This window comes from Streptococcus sp. SGI.013 (assembly GCF_050315295.1).
GTDB lineage: Bacteria > Bacillota > Bacilli > Lactobacillales > Streptococcaceae > Streptococcus > Streptococcus porcorum.
The window spans coordinates 1-18266 of sequence record NZ_JBNPOS010000002.1 but is presented as its reverse complement, the minus strand read 5'-3'; the positions used below and the strand labels follow the sequence as shown (position 1 = coordinate 18266).

General features: G+C 38.8%; 20 protein-coding genes and 1 tRNA gene. 6 read left to right on the top strand and 15 right to left on the bottom strand.

Annotated elements, in window-relative coordinates; genetic code table 11:
- The first annotated feature begins 38 nt into the window (after nt 1–38).
- The 5 genes from ACQRDX_RS00635 to serS all read left to right on the top strand — a co-directional run bounded on the left by ACQRDX_RS00635 (nt 39) and on the right by serS (nt 4826).
- Nucleotides 39–1028: a PTS sugar transporter subunit IIB gene (locus ACQRDX_RS00635; RefSeq protein ID WP_427893758.1), complete on the top strand. Its 990-nt coding sequence runs from the start codon at nt 39–41 to the stop codon at nt 1026–1028.
- Nucleotides 1029–1063: 35 nt separating this feature from the next.
- A complete protein-coding gene (locus ACQRDX_RS00630) occupies nt 1064–1876 on the top strand; it encodes a PTS mannose/fructose/sorbose transporter subunit IIC (protein WP_427893760.1) in 813 nt (270 codons plus the stop codon).
- Between the two features lie 17 nt (nt 1877–1893).
- Nucleotides 1894–2805: a PTS system mannose/fructose/sorbose family transporter subunit IID gene (locus tag ACQRDX_RS00625; RefSeq protein WP_354369397.1), complete on the top strand. Its 912-nt coding sequence runs from the start codon at nt 1894–1896 to the stop codon at nt 2803–2805.
- An 86-nt stretch (nt 2806–2891) separates the two neighbouring features.
- Nucleotides 2892–3263: a DUF956 family protein gene (locus ACQRDX_RS00620; RefSeq protein ID WP_354369395.1), complete on the top strand. Its 372-nt coding sequence runs from the start codon at nt 2892–2894 to the stop codon at nt 3261–3263.
- 285 nt (nt 3264–3548) lie between these two features.
- The gene (gene serS, locus ACQRDX_RS00615; protein WP_427893763.1) at nt 3549–4826 is read left to right on the top strand and encodes a serine--tRNA ligase; all 1278 of its coding nucleotides are present in this window, start codon (nt 3549–3551) and stop codon (nt 4824–4826) included.
- A gap of 101 nt (nt 4827–4927) precedes the next feature.
- Here serS and ACQRDX_RS00610 read toward each other — a convergent pair whose 3' ends face one another.
- From ACQRDX_RS00610 to ACQRDX_RS00545, 14 genes are all read right to left on the bottom strand, one after another.
- Nucleotides 4928–5698, bottom strand: coding sequence for an acetyl-CoA carboxylase carboxyl transferase subunit alpha (locus ACQRDX_RS00610; protein WP_427893765.1), 771 nt, complete (start codon nt 5696–5698; stop codon nt 4928–4930).
- Complete coding sequence (gene accD / locus ACQRDX_RS00605) at nt 5698–6558, bottom strand: acetyl-CoA carboxylase, carboxyltransferase subunit beta (protein ID WP_354369389.1); 861 nt, start codon at nt 6556–6558, stop codon at nt 5698–5700. The genes ACQRDX_RS00610 and accD overlap by 1 nt, the downstream gene beginning before the upstream one ends.
- A gap of 8 nt (nt 6559–6566) precedes the next feature.
- A complete protein-coding gene (locus tag ACQRDX_RS00600) occupies nt 6567–7937 on the bottom strand; it encodes an acetyl-CoA carboxylase biotin carboxylase subunit (RefSeq protein ID WP_354369387.1) in 1371 nt (456 codons plus the stop codon).
- A gap of 24 nt (nt 7938–7961) precedes the next feature.
- Nucleotides 7962–8384: a 3-hydroxyacyl-ACP dehydratase FabZ gene (gene fabZ, locus ACQRDX_RS00595; protein ID WP_354369385.1), complete on the bottom strand. Its 423-nt coding sequence runs from the start codon at nt 8382–8384 to the stop codon at nt 7962–7964.
- Nucleotides 8381–8845 (bottom strand): acetyl-CoA carboxylase biotin carboxyl carrier protein, encoded by a 465-nt coding sequence (gene accB / locus ACQRDX_RS00590; RefSeq protein ID WP_427893768.1) that lies wholly within the window; start codon nt 8843–8845, stop codon nt 8381–8383. The genes fabZ and accB overlap by 4 nt, the downstream gene beginning before the upstream one ends.
- Nucleotides 8842–10080, bottom strand: coding sequence for a beta-ketoacyl-ACP synthase II (gene fabF / locus ACQRDX_RS00585; RefSeq protein ID WP_427893770.1), 1239 nt, complete (start codon nt 10078–10080; stop codon nt 8842–8844). The genes accB and fabF overlap by 4 nt, the downstream gene beginning before the upstream one ends.
- Before the next feature lie 53 nt (nt 10081–10133).
- Nucleotides 10134–10865, bottom strand: a complete 732-nt coding sequence (gene fabG / locus ACQRDX_RS00580) for a 3-oxoacyl-[acyl-carrier-protein] reductase (RefSeq protein WP_427893772.1) — start codon at nt 10863–10865, stop codon at nt 10134–10136.
- On the bottom strand, nt 10865–11791 hold the full coding sequence (gene fabD / locus ACQRDX_RS00575) for an ACP S-malonyltransferase (RefSeq protein WP_427893774.1): 927 nt from the start codon (nt 11789–11791) through the stop codon (nt 10865–10867). Before fabD ends, fabG begins: the two co-directional genes overlap by 1 nt.
- Nucleotides 11792–11794: 3 nt before the next feature.
- Entirely contained in the window at nt 11795–12763 is a 969-nt protein-coding gene (fabK, locus tag ACQRDX_RS00570; RefSeq protein WP_427893776.1) for an enoyl-[acyl-carrier-protein] reductase FabK, read from the bottom strand.
- A 94-nt stretch (nt 12764–12857) separates the two neighbouring features.
- Nucleotides 12858–13082 (bottom strand): acyl carrier protein, encoded by a 225-nt coding sequence (locus tag ACQRDX_RS00565; protein WP_354369373.1) that lies wholly within the window; start codon nt 13080–13082, stop codon nt 12858–12860.
- A gap of 49 nt (nt 13083–13131) precedes the next feature.
- Nucleotides 13132–14109 carry a beta-ketoacyl-ACP synthase III gene (locus ACQRDX_RS00560; RefSeq protein WP_427893778.1) on the bottom strand — a complete coding sequence of 326 codons (978 nt, stop codon included), beginning with the start codon at nt 14107–14109 and terminating at the stop codon, nt 13132–13134.
- A complete protein-coding gene (locus tag ACQRDX_RS00555; protein ID WP_354369369.1) occupies nt 14109–14543 on the bottom strand; it encodes a fatty acid biosynthesis transcriptional regulator FabT in 435 nt (144 codons plus the stop codon). Before ACQRDX_RS00555 ends, ACQRDX_RS00560 begins: the two co-directional genes overlap by 1 nt.
- 191 nt (nt 14544–14734) lie before the next feature.
- Nucleotides 14735–15526 carry an enoyl-CoA hydratase gene (locus ACQRDX_RS00550; RefSeq protein ID WP_427893781.1) on the bottom strand — a complete coding sequence of 264 codons (792 nt, stop codon included), beginning with the start codon at nt 15524–15526 and terminating at the stop codon, nt 14735–14737.
- A gap of 231 nt (nt 15527–15757) precedes the next feature.
- Entirely contained in the window at nt 15758–17107 is a 1350-nt protein-coding gene (locus ACQRDX_RS00545) for an aspartate kinase (RefSeq protein ID WP_427893783.1), read from the bottom strand.
- A 178-nt stretch (nt 17108–17285) separates the two neighbouring features.
- Between ACQRDX_RS00545 and ACQRDX_RS00540 the strand changes: the two genes are divergently transcribed.
- On the top strand, nt 17286–17945 hold the full coding sequence (locus tag ACQRDX_RS00540; RefSeq protein ID WP_427893785.1) for an HAD family hydrolase: 660 nt from the start codon (nt 17286–17288) through the stop codon (nt 17943–17945).
- A gap of 237 nt (nt 17946–18182) precedes the next feature.
- Here ACQRDX_RS00540 and ACQRDX_RS00535 read toward each other — a convergent pair.
- A tRNA-Glu gene (locus tag ACQRDX_RS00535) sits at nt 18183–18254 on the bottom strand.
- Nucleotides 18255–18266: the final 12 nt, after the last annotated feature.

Sequence of the window (18266 nt, the reverse complement as noted above, 5' to 3'; positions counted from 1 at the left end):
TTCTAGTGAAAAAATTTAAATAAGGAGGAAGAACAAGAATGGGTATCGGAATCGTTATCGCAAGCCATGGTGAATTTGCTGCTGGCATTCATCAATCTGGTTCTATGATCTTTGGCGATCAAGAAAAAGTACAAGTTGTCACTTTTATGCCAAGCGAAGGACCTGATGATTTATACGCTAAGTTCAACACTGCCATTGCTGCATTTGATGCTGATGATGAGGTATTAGTTCTAGCTGACCTTTGGAGTGGGTCTCCATTTAACCAAGCTAGCCGTGTCGCAGGAGAGAATCCTGACCGAAAATTTGCCATCATCACAGGTCTCAACTTACCTATGCTGATTCAAGCTTACACTGAGCGTATGATGGATGCCAACGCTGGTGTAGAGCAAGTCGCAGCAAACATCATCAAAGAAGCTAAGGATGGTATCAAAGTCCTTCCTGAAGAACTTCAACCGGAAGAAGCTAGTGCTGCCCCTACAGAAACTACAGCACCTCAAGGAGCTATCCCTGAAGGAACAGTTATTGGAGATGGTAAGCTAAAAATCAACCTTGCCCGTATCGACACACGTCTGTTACATGGTCAGGTGGCAACAGGGTGGACACCTGCTTCTAAAGCAGACCGTATCATTGTGGCTTCAGACTCTGTCGCAAAAGATGACCTTCGTAAGCAACTGATTAAACAAGCTGCTCCTGGTAATGTCAAAGCAAATGTTGTTCCAATTAAGAAATTGATTGAGGTCTCAAAAGATCCTCGTTTTGGGAATACACATGCTCTCATTCTCTTTGAAACACCTCAAGAAGCCCTCGAAGCGATTGAAGGTGGAGTTGATATCAAAGAGCTAAACGTCGGCTCAATGGCGCACTCTACAGGAAAAACAATGGTCAACAACGTTCTCTCTATGGACAAGGATGATGTTGCAACCTTTGAAAAACTCCGTGATTTAGGTGTCAAATTTGATGTCCGTAAAGTACCAAACGACTCTAAAAAAGACTTGTTTGAGCTCATCAATAAAGCTAACGTTCAATAAATTTTTCATCTACCAAAACGAAAGGATTACATAACATGTCAGATATTTCAATTATTTCTGCGATTTTGGTCGTTGTTGTTGCCTTCTTAGCAGGTCTTGAAGGTATCCTCGACCAATTCCAATTCCACCAACCAATCATTGCCTGTACCCTTATCGGTCTTGTAACAGGACACCTCGAAGCTGGAGTTATGCTTGGTGGATCACTTCAATTAATCGCTCTTGGATGGGCTAATATCGGAGCTGCTGTAGCTCCTGATGCTGCACTAGCATCTGTAGCAGCTGCTATTATCCTTATTAAAGGTGGAGACTTCTCACGTGACGCTATCGGTGTGGCACAAGGGGTTGCTATCCCACTTGCCGTTGCAGGTCTTTTCCTTACAACACTTGTTCGTACAGTATCTGTTTCACTTGTTCATGGTGCAGATAAAGCGGCTAAAGAAGGAAATATTGCTGGTGTAGAACGTTTCCACTTAATGGCACTTGCTCTTCAAGGTCTTCGTATCGCTATCCCAGCAGCTCTTCTTCTTGCTATTCCTACTGAAGCAGTCCAATCAGCTCTTGAAGCAATGCCTGATTGGTTGATTGGTGGTATGAACGTTGGTGGTGGTATGGTGGTTGCCGTAGGTTATGCTATGGTTATCAACATGATGGCTACCCGTGAAGTATGGCCATTCTTTGCACTTGGTTTTGTATTTGCTACTATCGGTGACATCACCCTTATCGGTCTTGGTGCTATCGGTGTTGCCATCGCTCTTATCTACCTCAATCTTTCTAAAAAAGGTGGATCAGGTAATGGCGGTGGATCTGCTTCAAATGATCCAATCGGCGACATTTTAGAAGATTACTAAGAGAAGGGAGATCTATCATGTCAGAAAAAATTCAACTTTCAGTAGCTGATCGTAAAAAAGTTTGGTGGCGTTCTACCTTCCTTCAAGGTTCTTGGAACTATGAACGTATGCAAAACTTGGGTTGGGCCTACGCACTTATCCCAGCTATTAAAAAACTCTATACTACTAAAGAAGAACAAGCGGCTGCACTTGAGCGTCATATGGAATTCTTTAACACACACCCATATGTTGCTGCTCCTATTATGGGGGTAACCCTTGCTTTTGAAGAAGAAAAAGCAAACGGAGCTGAAATTGATGATGCTGCTATCCAAGGGGTTAAAATCGGGATGATGGGACCTCTTGCTGGTATCGGAGATCCAGTATTCTGGTTTACAGTACGTCCTATCCTTGGTGCACTGGGTGCTTCACTTGCTGTCAGTGGTAATATCATGGGACCTATCCTCTTCTTCGTTCTATGGAATGCTATCCGTATGGCTTTCTTATGGTACACTCAAGAATTTGGTTATAAAGCTGGTTCTGAAATTACTAAAGATATGTCTGGTGGTATCCTACAAGATGTTACCAAAGGAGCTTCTATCCTAGGGATGTTTATCTTGGCTGCACTGGTACAACGTTGGGTATCTATCAACTTTGCCTTCAACGTTTCATCTGTACAATTAGATGAAAAAGCTTATATCCACTGGGATGAGCTCCCTGAAGGTGGAGAAGGTATTCGTCAAGCCTTTGAACAAGTTGGTCAAGGATTGTCTCAAACGCCTGAAAAAGTGACAACTTTCCAACAAAACTTAGACTCACTTATTCCTGGTTTGATGGGACTTCTTCTAACTTTCCTATGTATGTGGTTGCTTAAGAAAAAAGTATCACCAATTACTATTATTATTGCACTCTTTATCGTTGGTATCGCAGCGCGTTTCTTCGGTATCATGTAATTAAAAGAGATTGGAACTTTATGCTCCAATCTCTTTTTGTTCCCCTAGTATTTTTGGTAAAATAGATAAAAACGAAAGGAGTACATATGGCACAATCACTCAATAAAACAGTTAGCCTACAAACAACAGGGGTTTCTTATATGACCGCTGCAGGAGGTAAGGTCGGAAAATTCCTTCTTGGTGATAAAGCCTTAGAATTTTATCCAGATAGTAATGTCGAGCGCTACATTCAAATTCCTTGGAATACTATCATTCAAATTGGAGCTAACGTTAGTGGCAAAAAAGTTAGCCGACATTTTGAAGTTTATACAGATAGTGGCAAGTTTCTCTTTGCCTCTAAAGACTCAGGTAAAATTTTAAAGATTGCTCGTGATGCTATTGGAAATGATAAGGTTGTTCGTTTCCCTACACTCTTACAAAAAATTGGACAGCTGTTTGCAAAAAAAGAAAAAAATTAGTATAATAGTAGAAACGGATAAGTAACTCTGCTACTTTTGCAGAAAGCCTGCGGTTGCTGCGAGCAGGTAAAGGAAACGAGTGAAATTCTACCGTTCATTTAACAATATGATAACCATTAAGTGCACTAAGGTGAAGCTGGATGGAACCGCGCATGAGCGTTCCAGCAACTAACTTGAGTGTGCTTATTTTTATATAAAATAGAAAGGATGATTCCATTACCCCTACGAGAGAAAATGGAATCAGGGCTATAACAAAATCCTAAAAAGCCCTAGGTAGTATACTTTATGCTAGATCTTAAACGTATCCGCAGTGACTTTGATACGGTTGCTAAAAAATTAGCAACTCGTGGTGTTGAAGAGAAAACACTACTAGAATTAAAAGCACTTGATGAAAAACGTCGTGAATTATTAGTCAAAGCTGAGAGCGCTAAAGCTGAACGTAATCTTGCATCTGATGCTATTGCCCAAGCTAAGCGTAACAAAGAAGATGCTAGTCAGCAAATTGCTGCCATGCAAACCTTATCCGCTGACATTAAAGCCATTGATACTGAGTTAGCCACTATTGATGAGCAACTCAACCAAATCATCACAATTCTTCCTAATACACCACACGATTCTGTTCCTGTCGGCGCTGACGAGGAAGATAATGTCGAAGTTCGTCGTTGGGGAACTCCTCGTGAATTTACCTTTGAACCTAAAGCACACTGGGACTTAGGAGAAGACCTGGATATTTTGGACTGGGAACGTGGTGCAAAAGTAACAGGTGCCCGCTTCCTCTTTTATAAGAACTTAGGTGCTCGTTTAGAGCGCGCCCTCTACAACTTCATGTTGGATGAACATATTGCAGAAGGCTACCAAGAAATCATTACACCTTATATGGTCAATCATGACTCTATGTTTGGTACAGGACAATATCCAAAATTCAAAGAAGATACTTTTGAGCTAGATGGAACTAACTTCGTTCTTATCCCAACAGCTGAAGTCCCACTAACAAACTACTATCGTAATGAAATTTTAGACAGTAAAGAGCTTCCTATCTACTTTACTGCTATGAGCCCATCATTTCGTTCTGAAGCAGGATCTGCTGGGCGTGACACACGTGGTCTGATTCGACTCCACCAATTCCATAAAGTTGAGATGGTTAAATTTGCTAAACCAGAAGAATCATACGAAGAATTGGAAAAAATGACTGCCAATGCAGAGAATATCCTTCAAAAACTTGGCTTACCTTACCGCGTTTTGTCCCTTTGTACAGGAGATATGGGCTTTTCAGCTGCTAAAACTTACGATCTAGAAGTGTGGATTCCAGCCCAAAACACTTATCGTGAAATCTCAAGTTGCTCAAACACCGAAGATTTCCAAGCTCGTCGTGCTCAAATTCGCTACCGAGATGAAGCTGATGGTAAAGTGAAACTTCTTCACACCTTAAACGGTTCAGGACTTGCTGTTGGCCGTACCGTTGCTGCTATTCTTGAAAACTATCAAAATGAAGATGGTTCTGTCACAATTCCTGAAGTACTTCGTCCATATATGGGAGGCATCTCTGTCATCTCTCCTAATTAAGTAAACATCCAGATTTGGCTCATTAAGCCAGTCTGGTTTTTTATTACCATCGACCATGAGTTTTAATAGAGCAAAAAAGACTGGATTCAAATCCCAGTCTCTCAATATTTTCTAAATCTTTGATAACGCGCATCAACTAAATCTTCTGCACTTAAGGCTTGTAACTCCTTAAAAGTTTCGATTAGATCTGATTTCAACATGGTAATCACCTCAGATGAAAAATAGCCACGTTCAGGAATCACCTTATCAATCACTCCCATACGTAGAAGTTCGCCTGCTGTTATTTTCATCAATTCCGCTGCTTCCGCTGCTCGAGTGCCATCTTTCCATAAAATAGAAGCAAATCCCTCAGGACTTAAAACGGCATAAATACTATGTTCTAACATCCAAACCTTATCTGCTACAGCCAAGGCAAGTGCCCCACCAGAGCCACCTTCACCAATAATAATAGCAATAATAGGAACCTTTAAATCACTCATTTCTAGTAAATTCCGAGCAATTGCTTCTCCTTGTCCTCGCTCCTCGGCACCAATACCAGGATAAGCTCCTACAGTATTGATAAAGGTAACGACAGGACGATTAAACTTCTCTGCTTGTTTCATCAAGCGTAAGGCTTTACGATACCCTTCAGGATGAGGTTGACCAAAATTACGATTGAGATTATCTTGAAGGTTTTTTCCTTTTTGAATCCCAACAACCGTCACTGCCTGACCATCTAGCCGCCCAATTCCACCTATAATAGCACCATCATCACGAAAATTACGATCCCCATGTAGTTCTATAAAATCATCAAAGATAGCCTTAGCATAATCAAGACTGGTTAAACGCCCTTGATCTCTTGCTTCTTTTAAAATATAGCTAACATCATTCATTAGCATCCTCCATGAAATCCTAGTAGTGTCGCAATGGTTTCTGGTAATTCCGTTCGTTTTACAATAGCATCAACAAAACCATGATCTAGTAAAAATTCTGCCTTTTGAAACTCATCTGGCAAATTTTCTCGAACCGTTGTTTCTATCACTCGACGTCCTGCAAACCCAATCAGTGTCTGTGGCTCAGCTAAGATGATATCTCCTTCCATAGCAAAGCTAGCAGTAACCCCCCCTGTTGTAGGATCTGTTAGTACCACCAAGTAAAACAAGCCTGCATTAGAATGTCGCTTAACCGCCGCCGAAACTTTTGCCATCTGCATCAAACTCATAATTCCCTCTTGCATTCTTGCACCACCTGAGGCGGTAAAAATAACAACAGGTAATTTTTCTGATATCGCATATTCAAATAAACGCGTTAATTTTTCACCAACAACGGTCCCCATACTAGCCATGATAAAATTGGAGTCCATAATAGCCAATGCTGTTTCTTTCCCCTTAATCCTTGCACGCCCTGTTAAAACTGCTTCATCCAGACCTGTTTTTTCTTGAGTTAAACGTAACTTTTCTTCATAATTTGGAAAGTCAAGGGGATTTTTGGTTTGAATACCTGTAAAAAGTTCCTCAAAACTCCCTTCATCAACTGTAATACAGAGACGTTCTTGAGCTGAAATTCTAAAATTATAAGAACATTGAGGACATATTTTGGCCACTCCAAGATCTTTTTGGTAAATCATGACCTTACAAGAAGGACATTTGGCAAACAACTCATCTGGAACTTCAGGAACCTCACGCTTTGGCTGCCTTACTGAGCGATTAGGATTGATACGAATGTACTTATCTTTTCTATTAAATAAAGCCACCTTAACTCCTATTCTTTAGTTTTATTATAGTTTGGTAAGAAAGTCTCCATCAAGAAAGAGGTATCATAATCTCCCGCCACAACATTAGGATTAGAGATAAGATCAAATTGAAAATCTGCATTTGTTTTAACACCTTCAATATCTAGCTCATACAAAGCCCGTTGCATTTTCATCAAAGCATCAAAACGGTTATCACCATGAACAATAATTTTTGCAATCATGCTGTCATAATAAGGTGGGATGGTATAGCCTGTATAAACAGCTGAATCAACACGGACACCAACACCCCCACTAGGCAGATACAAATCAGTGATGGTACCTGGACTTGGTGCAAAATTAAAATCAGGATTTTCTGCATTAATACGACACTCAATAGCATGACCAGAGATCGTCACATCCTCTTGTTTAAAACTCAAAGCCTGACCAGCAGCAATACGAATTTGCTCTTTGACAATATCCACACCTGTCACAAATTCTGTTACTGGATGCTCTACTTGAACACGCGTATTCATCTCCATGAAATAAAATTCACCACTGCTTTCATCCAGTAAGAACTCAATAGTTCCAGCATTTTCATACTGAACAGCCTTAGCAGCACGTACCGCAGCATTCCCCATCTCTTGACGAAGTGTTTTTCCAATCGCAATAGAGGGACTTTCTTCTAAAACTTTTTGATTATGGCGCTGTAGCGAGCAATCACGTTCACCTAGATGCACAATATTTCCATGACGGTCCCCTAAAATTTGTACTTCAATATGTCGAGCAGGGTAAATCACCTTCTCAATATACATGGCACCGTTTCCAAAGGCAGCTTGTGCCTCTTGTGACGCAGATTCAAAGGCAGCAATAAGATCTGCCTCTTTTTCAACTTTACGGATTCCTTTACCACCTCCACCTGCGGAGGCTTTTAACATCACAGGATAACCAATCGTATTTGCAATCTGAAGAGCTTCTTCAGCTGTCTCCACTTGACCATCAGATCCTGGAATCACTGGCACACCTGCTTTAATCATCTCTGCACGCGCATTGATTTTATCTCCCATCATATCCATTACCTGACCAGATGGACCAATAAATTGAAGATTCATCTCTTCACACATGGTTGCAAATTTAGAATTTTCACTCAAAAAGCCAAAACCTGGATGAATCGCTTCTGCTCCTGTGACAATCGCTGCAGATAAAACAGCATTCATATTGAGATAAGAATCTGTTGAGCGCGCTGGTCCGATACAAATGGCTTCATCAGCTAAAAGGACATGTAGGGCTTCTTTATCTGCTTCTGAGTAAACTGCAACAGTTGCAATTCCCAATTCTCTAGCAGCACGAATAATACGAACTGCAATTTCTCCACGATTGGCAATCAATAGCTTCTTAAACATTATTTCTCCCTTAGGTTTGCCCAACTAGTTCCCAATAGCAAATGTTAATATTCCACTCGCTGCTAATTTACCATCAACCTCTGCTTTTGCTTCAACCACTGCAATAGAGCCACGGCGTTTAATAAATTTAGCCGTCATCACCAACTGATCTCCTGGAACAACTTGTTTTTTAAACTTCACCTTATCCATGCCAGCGTAAAAAACTAATTTTCCTTTGTTTTCATCCTTAGATAATTCAAGGACTCCTGCTGTCTGAGCTAATGCTTCCATAATTAAAACACCAGGCATCACTGGATAGTCAGGGAAATGACCATTAAAGAATGGCTCATTAATAGTAACATTTTTAAGCGCCACAATTTCATCTTCTGAGACCTCTAACACACGATCAACCAAAAGCATAGGATAACGATGTGGAAGGGCTTCTTTTATCTTTTGGATATCTATCATTTAATGCGTACCAATCCTTTTCCAAAATCAACCACTTCTTCATTATTCACAAGAATTTCTGTAATGGTACCATCTTTTGGTGCTGGGACTTCATTCATCACTTTCATAGCTTCAATAATTAAAAGTGTCTGACCTTTTTTTACCGTATCGCCAACAGAAACAAAATTAGGTTTATCTGGTGCTGGTGCTAAATAAGCTACCCCAACAAGAGGACTATCAACAATATCGCCCTCACTCTCTCCGCTAACTGTCTCATTAATGATCTCATTCAAGGCAGATTCTTCAACTTGAATGGTTGAAACAGGCGCTACTGTAGCAAGAGAAACAGCTGGAGTATCTGAGACGACTTGACGGTCGTTTTTACTGAACACCAACTCTCCTTCGCTTGTTTTATATGAAAATTCTCTGAGACTTGATGTGTCAAACTGTGCCATCAAATCTTTAATTTCCGTAATATTCACGCTTCATCCTCCCAACGTTTAAAGGCGACCACTGCATTATGCCCACCAAAACCAAAAGTATTTGAAATCGCATAAGTTAGTTCTTTTTCTAATCCTTGCCCATAGACAACATTTGCTTCAATATAATCTGACAACTCTTTTGTTCCTGCTGTCATAGGAACATAGGCATGTCGAATTGCTTCAATCGTAGCAATAGCTTCAACCGCGCCTGCAGCTCCTAGTAAATGACCTGTGAATGACTTGGTTGAAGATACTGGAACGTCTTTTCCAAATACTGAAACAATCGCAGCACTTTCCCCTTTTTCATTAGCTGGTGTTGATGTTCCGTGAGCATTCACATAATCAACTTGACTAGGAGAAATGCCAGCCTCATCAATTGCTAGTTTCATCGCTTTAATAGCTCCTAATCCTTCTGGATGCGGAGATGTCATATGATAGGCATCACAAGTATTGCCATAACCTACTACTTCTGCTAAAATAGTTGCCCCTCGTTTTTGAGCATGTTCCAAGCTTTCAAGTACCAACATCCCTGATCCTTCTCCCATCACAAATCCATTTCTATCCTTATCAAATGGAATAGAAGAACGATTTGGATCTTCTGTTGTCGATAAAGCAGTTAAAGCTTGGAAACCAGCAATAGCAAATTTTGTGATGGAACTTTCAGATCCACCAACCAGCATGACATCTTGAAGTCCAAACTTGATAGTTCTAAATGCTTCACCAATCGCATCATTGGATGAGGCACAAGCTGTATTAACCGATTTACATATACCATTGGCACCAACTTTCATGGCTACATTTCCTGCTGCCATATTTGGAAGAGCTTTAGGAAGTGTCATAGGTTTAACACGTTTGGCACCTTTTTCATGAAGACGAATGACCTGATCTTCAATTTCGTAGATTCCACCAATTCCTGATGCAACAATCACGCCAAAGCGATCATGATCAAGATTCTCAAGATCTAGCTTAGCATTTTCAACAGCTTCTAGTGAAGCATATAAAGCATATAGTGAATATTGATCATAACGATTGGTATCTTTTTTTACAAAATATTTATCAAATGGAAAATCTGAGATTTCACCTGCATTGTGAACATTGTAACCCTCTAAATCAAAACGTGTAATCGGCCCGATTCCAATATGACCTTCTTTTAGGTTATTCCAAAATACTTCTGGTGTGTTACCGATTGGCGATGTGACACCGTATCCTGTTACAACAACTCGCTTATTTGTCATTTTTTACCTCAATCTCTCAAAAACTTATTTTAGTTCATCATTAGACAATAGAATTACATGGTCATCCCACCATCAATAGCAATCGTTTGACCTGTCAAATATTCTTGTCCAGCTAAATAAGCAACTAACTCAGCCACTTCTTCTGGCTTTCCGATGCGCTTCATTGGAATCTGAGCTACCATTGCATCTTTCATCTTATCAGGGATAGCATCCGTCATATCTGATTCAATAAAACCTGGTGCAACAACATTCACACGAATTCCTCTACTAGCCACCTCACGCGCAACAGATTTTGTAAAACCAATTAAACCAGCCTTTGAAGCAGCATAATTTGCTTGACCAATATTACCAGTTAAGCCAACCACACTCGATATGTTGATAATAGCACCTTCTCTAGCTTTTGTCATCGGTTTCAAGACCGATTGTGTCATATTAAATGCTCCTGTTAAATTAATCTTGAGAACAGCTTCAAAATCTTCCTCAGTCATTTTTAACATCAGCTTATCACGTGTCACCCCTGCATTATTGATTAATACATCAACTGAGCCTAGCTGTTGGATAGCTTCCTCTACCATTCGCTTGGCATCAGTATAGTCTGAAACATCTCCTGAAACGGCAATGACTTTAACACCATAATGAGCAAATTGCTTAATAATATCTGAGCTGACTTCTGATCGACCATTCAATACCACATTAGCTCCCAGACTTGCAAATCGATGGGCAATGGCAAGACCGATCCCTCGAGTTGAACCTGTTATAAAAACATTTTTTTGGTTGATTTCCATTACCCTTTCTCCTGTTCTAAAAATGTTACTAAACTTTCACAATCTTCTACTTGCGCCATTTGAGCGGATGGATCAATTTTTTTAATAAAACCTGATAAAACCTTCCCTGGACCAATTTCAACAAATTGACTAGCACCCATTTCTTGTAATACGCCAATAGATTCATAAAAACGAACGGGTTCTTTCACTTGACGCGCCAATAATGTTTTTATGTCACAATCTGACATGACCTCAGCTTCCGTGTTGCCAACAAGAGGAATCTGAAAAGGTTTAAATGAAGTCATTTCTAATTCTTTAGCCAAAGCTTGACTAGCCGACTCAAGTAAAGCCGTATGGAAAGGACCAGACACATTCAGAGGAATCAAACGTTTAACACCTTCTAATTTTAAAAGCTCCACTGCTTCATTGACAGCAGCAACTTCTCCTCCAATAACAATTTGCCCAGGTGTATTATAATTAGCTGGTGTTACAATTCCTTTGACGCTAGCTTTTTGACAAGCTGCCTCAATGATCTCAGGTGCTGTATTCATCACCGCTACCATCTTACCACTCCCTTTTGGAGCAGCAATTTCCATAAACTCACCACGCTTAGCCACCAAAGGAAGCGCTTCTTCAAAAGATAAGGCACCACTAGCAACCAAAGCTGAGTACTCTCCTAAAGAAAGACCAGCTACCATATCAGGTCGAATCCCTTTTTCTAACAGTAAGCGATAGATGGCCACAGATGTCGTGAGAATAGCAGGTTGAGTAAAACGTGTTTGATGTAATTTGTCCTCATCTTCATCAATCAATTGACGTAAATCATACCCCAATAATCGACTGGCTTGATCAAAGGTTTCCTTCACAATAGGATAGTGATCATATAAATCTCTAGCCATGCCCACTTTTTGAGCCCCTTGGCCAGCAAATAAAAATGCTGTTTTCATCTCCTAGTCCTCAATTACATTAGCCCAACGGCTTGCTTGCTCTTTAATCACTTCAGCCGCACCATAATAAAGATCTTTTAAAATCTCTTCACAAGATTCTTCTCTTTTAATTAAACCAGCAATTTGTCCAGCCATTACAGAACCATTAGCTACATCTCCATCAACAACAGCGTTACGAAGAGCTCCAGCCCCTAATTCTTCAATCGCGTCTGCACTAATTTTACCAGCTAGAAACTCTTTTTCTGCTGCTGCATAAGCACTAGATAATTTATTTTTGATCGCACGTACAGGATGCCCGACAATTGATGCTGACACAACTGTATCAATATCTTTAGCTTTTAGAATCTTATCTTTATAAGCTTGATGAGCATTGGATTCTTTAGCTACTACAAATCGTGTCCCTACTTGCACTGCCTCAGCTCCTAACATAAATGCTGCTGCAACACCTGATCCATCAGCGATTCCTCCTGCTACAATAACAGGAATATCAACAGCATCAACAACTTGTCTTGCCAAAGTCATAGTGGTCAATTTTCCAATATGACCGCCAGCCTCCATCCCTTCTGTAATCACAGCATCAACACCCAATTTTTCCATACGCTTAGCTAAAGCGACACTAGGAACAACAGGAATCACTGTAATACCTGCATCATGGAAACGTTGCATATATTTTCCAGGATTTCCCGCTCCAGTAGTAACAACTTTAACACCTTCTTCAATGACCAAGTCAACAATATCATCAACAAAAGGGGATAAAAGCATAATATTAACGCCAAATGGCTTATCTGTCATTGACTTAATTTTATCAATATTAGCCTTTACAACCTCTTTAGGCGCGTTACCGCCACCAATAATACCTAGACCACCAGCTTTGGAAACAGCTCCTGCTAGATCACCATCCGCTACCCAAGCCATACCACCTTGGAAGATAGGATATTTAATACCTAATAATTCTGTTATACGCGTTTTCATTTCTTGTGCTTTCTAGTTTTAGATTTAAATAATTTGACTATCAAACTATAACTTATAAGAAGAGAGAATATCCTAAAGAATACTCTCTACTCAATTATTTTGTTTTTTCTTCAACGTAAGCAACAAGGTCACCTACAGTGTTAAGTCCATCTTCAGTTTCAATTTGGATATCAAAAGCATCCTCAATTTCTGAGATTACTTGGAAGACATCAAGTGAATCTGCATCCAAATCATCAAAAGTTGTCGTTAATTGAACTTCTTCTGCTTCTTTACCAAGTTCTTCTACAATAATTTCTTGTACCTTTTCAAATACTGCCATTTTAAAACTCCTTAAATATTTTTATAAATTTGTGCTTAGCACATGATAACTAAATTTTAACGATTAAATTGCCCCATGTCAAGCCTCCACCAAATCCTGAGAGCAATACAGTTTGACACCCTTCCAAGCGAATGGTACCATCTTCTACCAATTCTGATAACAAAATAGGAATACTAGCTGCACTTGTATTACCATAAGACATCAAATTAGCAGGGAACTTTTCTCTCGGTACACCAATCTTCTTAGCCATTTTATCCAAAATACGAATATTGGCCTGATGTAACAAAAAGTAATCGATTTGTTCATGAGCAATACCACTCTGAGACAGGGTCATCAAAATACTTTTTGAAACATCACGAATGGCAAAATCAAAGATTGCACGACCATCCATTTTGATGTACTGAGTCAATAAATCATCCTCTTGTCTAGAAAAAGGAGACGTCAAACCTTTTTGACCAGATACCAATCCTCCTCTAGAACCATCTGTATTCAGTGATTCCGCTACGAAGCGACAATCATCACTAGCTTCTAGCAGAACGCCTCCAGCACCATCTCCGAATAAAACAGCAGTTGACCTATCATTCCAATCTAAACTTTTTGAAAAGACCTCAGCACCGATTACAATGCCTTTTTTATAGAGACCTGACTGAATAAATTTATCTGCCGTTGCAAGAGCAAAAACAAATCCACTACAGGCAGCAGTCATATCAAAAGCAAATGCTTGTGTTGCACCAATCTTCCCTTGAACAAGAGCTGCCGTTGATGGCATCATGCTATCTGGCGTGATGGTCGCAACAATGATAAAATCTAGATCCTCTGGTGTTAGATTTGCCTTTTCTAATAATTTTTGTGCTACTTGACTGGCTAAATCACTCGTATTTTCATCGTAAGAAATACGACGTTCTCTAATACCTGTACGACTGGCTATCCAGTCATCACTCGTATCCATGATTTGAGATAAGTCATTATTCGTTACCGCCTGCTTGGGAACATAATGTGCTACTTGACTGATTTTTGCATATACCATTACATTAACCTCTCAAGAAAGCTATGAAGATTTTTTAGCCCTCTCTCAAGAGCCAAGACTTCACTTTCATCCATCTCATCCACAATTTGTGCAACCATATTTTTATGGAATTTTTGATGTAATCGGAACAAAAGCTTGCCTTTTTTAGTCAAAGTAATGTACACTACTCGTCGATCAACTTTTGACCTGGTACGCTCAATATAACCCTTTTTCTCCAGTTTATTTAAACTAGTCGTAACAGTCCCAAGTGTCAACATTAATTCACGAGCAATATCACTAGGTGTCACATTTTCAGTTTTACCAATGATATCAATGGTATGCATTTCTTTTAGAGATACCTCACTAAATCGACTAGTTCTCAAACTATTTTCTTCCACAATCAATACTCGATTAAAAATATCAACTAGATAGCTATTAATTTGATGATAGTCCATGATACACCTCCTAAAATAAAACTTTGACTATCAAAGTTTATCAAAAGAAATGCATTTTGGCAAGTAAAATACTGATATTTTCAAAAAAATAAAGGAGATTGACAGCCAAAAAGTAGCTCAAAAGCCCATAATATCAGCTCTTTTAGACTATAATTTAAATATAAAATTATTTTATCTTCAAACTATTAGACCTATTTCCCTTCAAATTTTGGACGGCGTTTTTCAGTATAGGATCTGACACCTTCTTTAAAATCATCTGTAAAAGCTAAAGATTTTTGAAGATCTAACTCAAGGTCTGTATAATATTCCCACTGTGAAAATTCACTCTCCCAGACCATCTGCTTGATAGCAGCATAAGAATTAAAAGATCCTCTCTGTAATCTCGTTACAAGACGTTCTACTGTTTTGTCTAATTTCTCAGAAGGACACATGCGATAAACAAAACCATACTCCACAGCCTTCTCAGCCGTAACTGGATCTGCTGTCATTGTTAATTGTGTTGCACGATTAACCCCTATCGAACGTGTCAATAAATAAATTCCCCCTGCATCTGGAGCCAAACCAACATTCACAAAGGCTTGAATAAAACGAGATTTCTCAGAAGCAATACAAAAATCCGCTGCTACAACCATGTTAAAGGCCGCTCCAGCTACTGCACCATCCACACTCATAATGACGGGCTTTGGCAGTTTTTTTAATCGAAATGAAATCACATTGACCAATTCTGCAATTTTTACTAAAGAATCAATATCATCCTCATCCACAGCTCTTTGCATTTCAGCTAAATCTCCACCAACTGAGAAGACTTTGCCAACAGCATCCACAATGAGTAGTTGAACTTGCTGATTAGCCTCGACCTCATCTAGCACTGCCAAAATTTCTTGACAAAATGGAATATTAAATCCATTTGAAACCAAAGGACGATTGAAGGTCAGTTTAGCAATACCGTCATTAACAGTATAAATTAAATGTTGAAAGTTCATCAATTTCTCCCAGTGGGTCATAAAACGGTTACGACTATTGAGACCTATTATATCTTAAAAAATTTTTTAATCAAGGCTTATTTTAGTTTCATCTATCTAACTAATAGAGTCAATCACTTGACAGCACTAGATTTTCTACTCAAAATTTTTAGAAGATTTTTTCACTCAATACCACATATTTATACCTCAAAACAAAAAAAGAGTAAGTATCAAGACTTACTCTTTTGCTTACTAATTGAAAAATGCTTCATAAAGTGCTTTAATAGCAGCTTTTTCCTGTTCTGTCTTAATCACAAACATAACAGACACTTCGCTTGACCCTTGAGAAATCATCTCAAGATTGATTCGCTTATCTGATAAAGCCTTAGTAGCAGTTGCTGTCACACCAATATGACTCTTCATATTTTCCCCAACAATCATAATAATAGACAGACCATGTTCTATTTCAAGTTCATCAACCCCTAGGTCTCTAGTCAATCTAGAAATAATCTCTTGTTCCTTAATCGGTGTTAACTCACGCTCTCTAAGAACGATTGACATATCATCAATTCCTGTTGGCATATGCTCCCATCTAATATTCAATTCTTCTAAAATTTGGAGTACTTTACGACCAAAACCAACTTCACGGTTCATCAAGTACTTAGAAATATTAATACTAACAAATTTATCATCACCAGCAATACCAACAACTGGAATCGTTTCTCCAGTATGCTCCAATACAATACGAGTTCCAGGATGGGTTGGATTATTCGTGTTTTTAATAACCAAAGGAATTTTTCCACGATAAGCAGGAATCAAGGCTTCATCATGCAAAACTGAAAAACCAGCATAAGCCAATTCTCGCATCTCACGATAAGTAAGTTCAGGAATTGAGTGTGGGTGGTGAACAACCCCAGGGTGAGCAGCAAAAATACCATCAACATCAGTAAAATTCTCATAAAGATCTGCTTTGACACCTGCAGCAACAATTGAGCCAGTGATGTCAGATCCACCTCTAGAAAATGTACAAATTTGATCATCAATTGTAACACCAAAGAAACCAGGAATGACTAAAATCTCATCACTATCAATCAATTCCTCTAGTTTATCATAGCTCGATGGTAAGATACGTGCATTTCCAGGCTCACTGGTAACAAATAGGCCAGCTTGTCTAGGATGAACATATTTAGCTGATAAACCATTTTTCTTAAAATATTCTGCAATCAATTTGGCATTATTATCTTCTCCTGCGGCTAAGAAAGCATCATACAAAAAATCGTTATGTTCAATAGGCAAACTAGCCAATTCAATAATCGCAGTTGAAATTTTCTCTAAAATCTTAGCCCCTAAATCTAGTTCATCAATAATAGACTGGTAACGTTGAATAATCCATTCTTGATGTTCTGTGACATCTTTTTCGGATGTATAAGCTTTATAATACTTGATTAAGGCATCCGTCACTTTAGTGTCCTCAAGAGAACGCTTTCCAGGCGCAGAAACCACAATAAAACGACGATCAGAATCAGATTGAACAATATCTAATACCTTTTGCAATTGAGTCGCAGAGGCTAAAGAACTACCTCCAAATTTCACAACTTTCATAAGCACTCCTAAAATAAATAATATGTAAATTATAGCAAAATTCTGACAATATGTCAGCAAGTATTTTTCTATACCTCCGACACTTTCACTTTTCTTCAGTAAAGCCATAACATCACTTCTGTTTTATTTGAACATGGCTTTTCTTTATAAAGGTGATAATTTGTGTTAAAATAAAAATATGACTTATAAAGCGATTATTTTTGACATGGATGGTGTTTTATTTGATACTGAGAAATTTTACTACGACCGTAGGAAAGAATTTCTTGACCAAAAAGGAATTAGTATTACACATCTTCCACCAACCTTTTTTATCGGTGGTAACATGCAACAAGTTTGGCAACATATTTTACGCGATGATTATGACAAGTGGGATATCGATACCCTTCAAAAAGAATACATTGACTACAAAAAAAAACATCCTCTTCCATACCGTTATCTTATTTTTAACGACGTTAGACAGACTTTGCACTGGGCTCACAAAGAAGGATACAAGATTGGATTGGCCTCTAGCTCAAGTAAATATGACATCTTAAAAGCCCTGTCTGAGACACACCTAACCGATTATTTTGATATTATTTTATCCGGTGAAGAATTCCCAGAAACTAAACCTAACCCTGAAATCTACAATACTGCCGCAAAACTATTAGGAGTGAAAAAAGAAGAGTGTCTAATTATTGAAGATAGTGAAAAAGGGATTTCAGCTGCAGTCAATGCTCAGATTGATGTTTATGCCATTAAAGATATCCATTTTGGCATCGATCAATCAAAAGCAAAGAAAACAATCAATAACCTTACCGAATTAGTAGGACAACTGACACTTAATCAATTTCTTCACTAACTCCTTCTTCTCTTTCTTGTTATACAAACATTATTAACGGGTGAGAGGGACACTAACTATCTAGAGAAGACCAAGTGGTCTTCTCTTTTTGTAGCTTTAAAATAAGCATAAAACTGTAGTCAGTAGAAACTACTTTGCTAAACATGAGCTTATTTTGAGTATAAGAAATCTAATGTGACATATTTTATAGATTTAAATACAAAAAAAGAAGACCAATACGTCCTCCCTTTATTTCTATAGTCCGTACGGGATTCGAACCCGTGTTACCGCCGTGAAAAGGCGGTGTCTTAACCCCTTGACCAACGGACCATATATAAAATA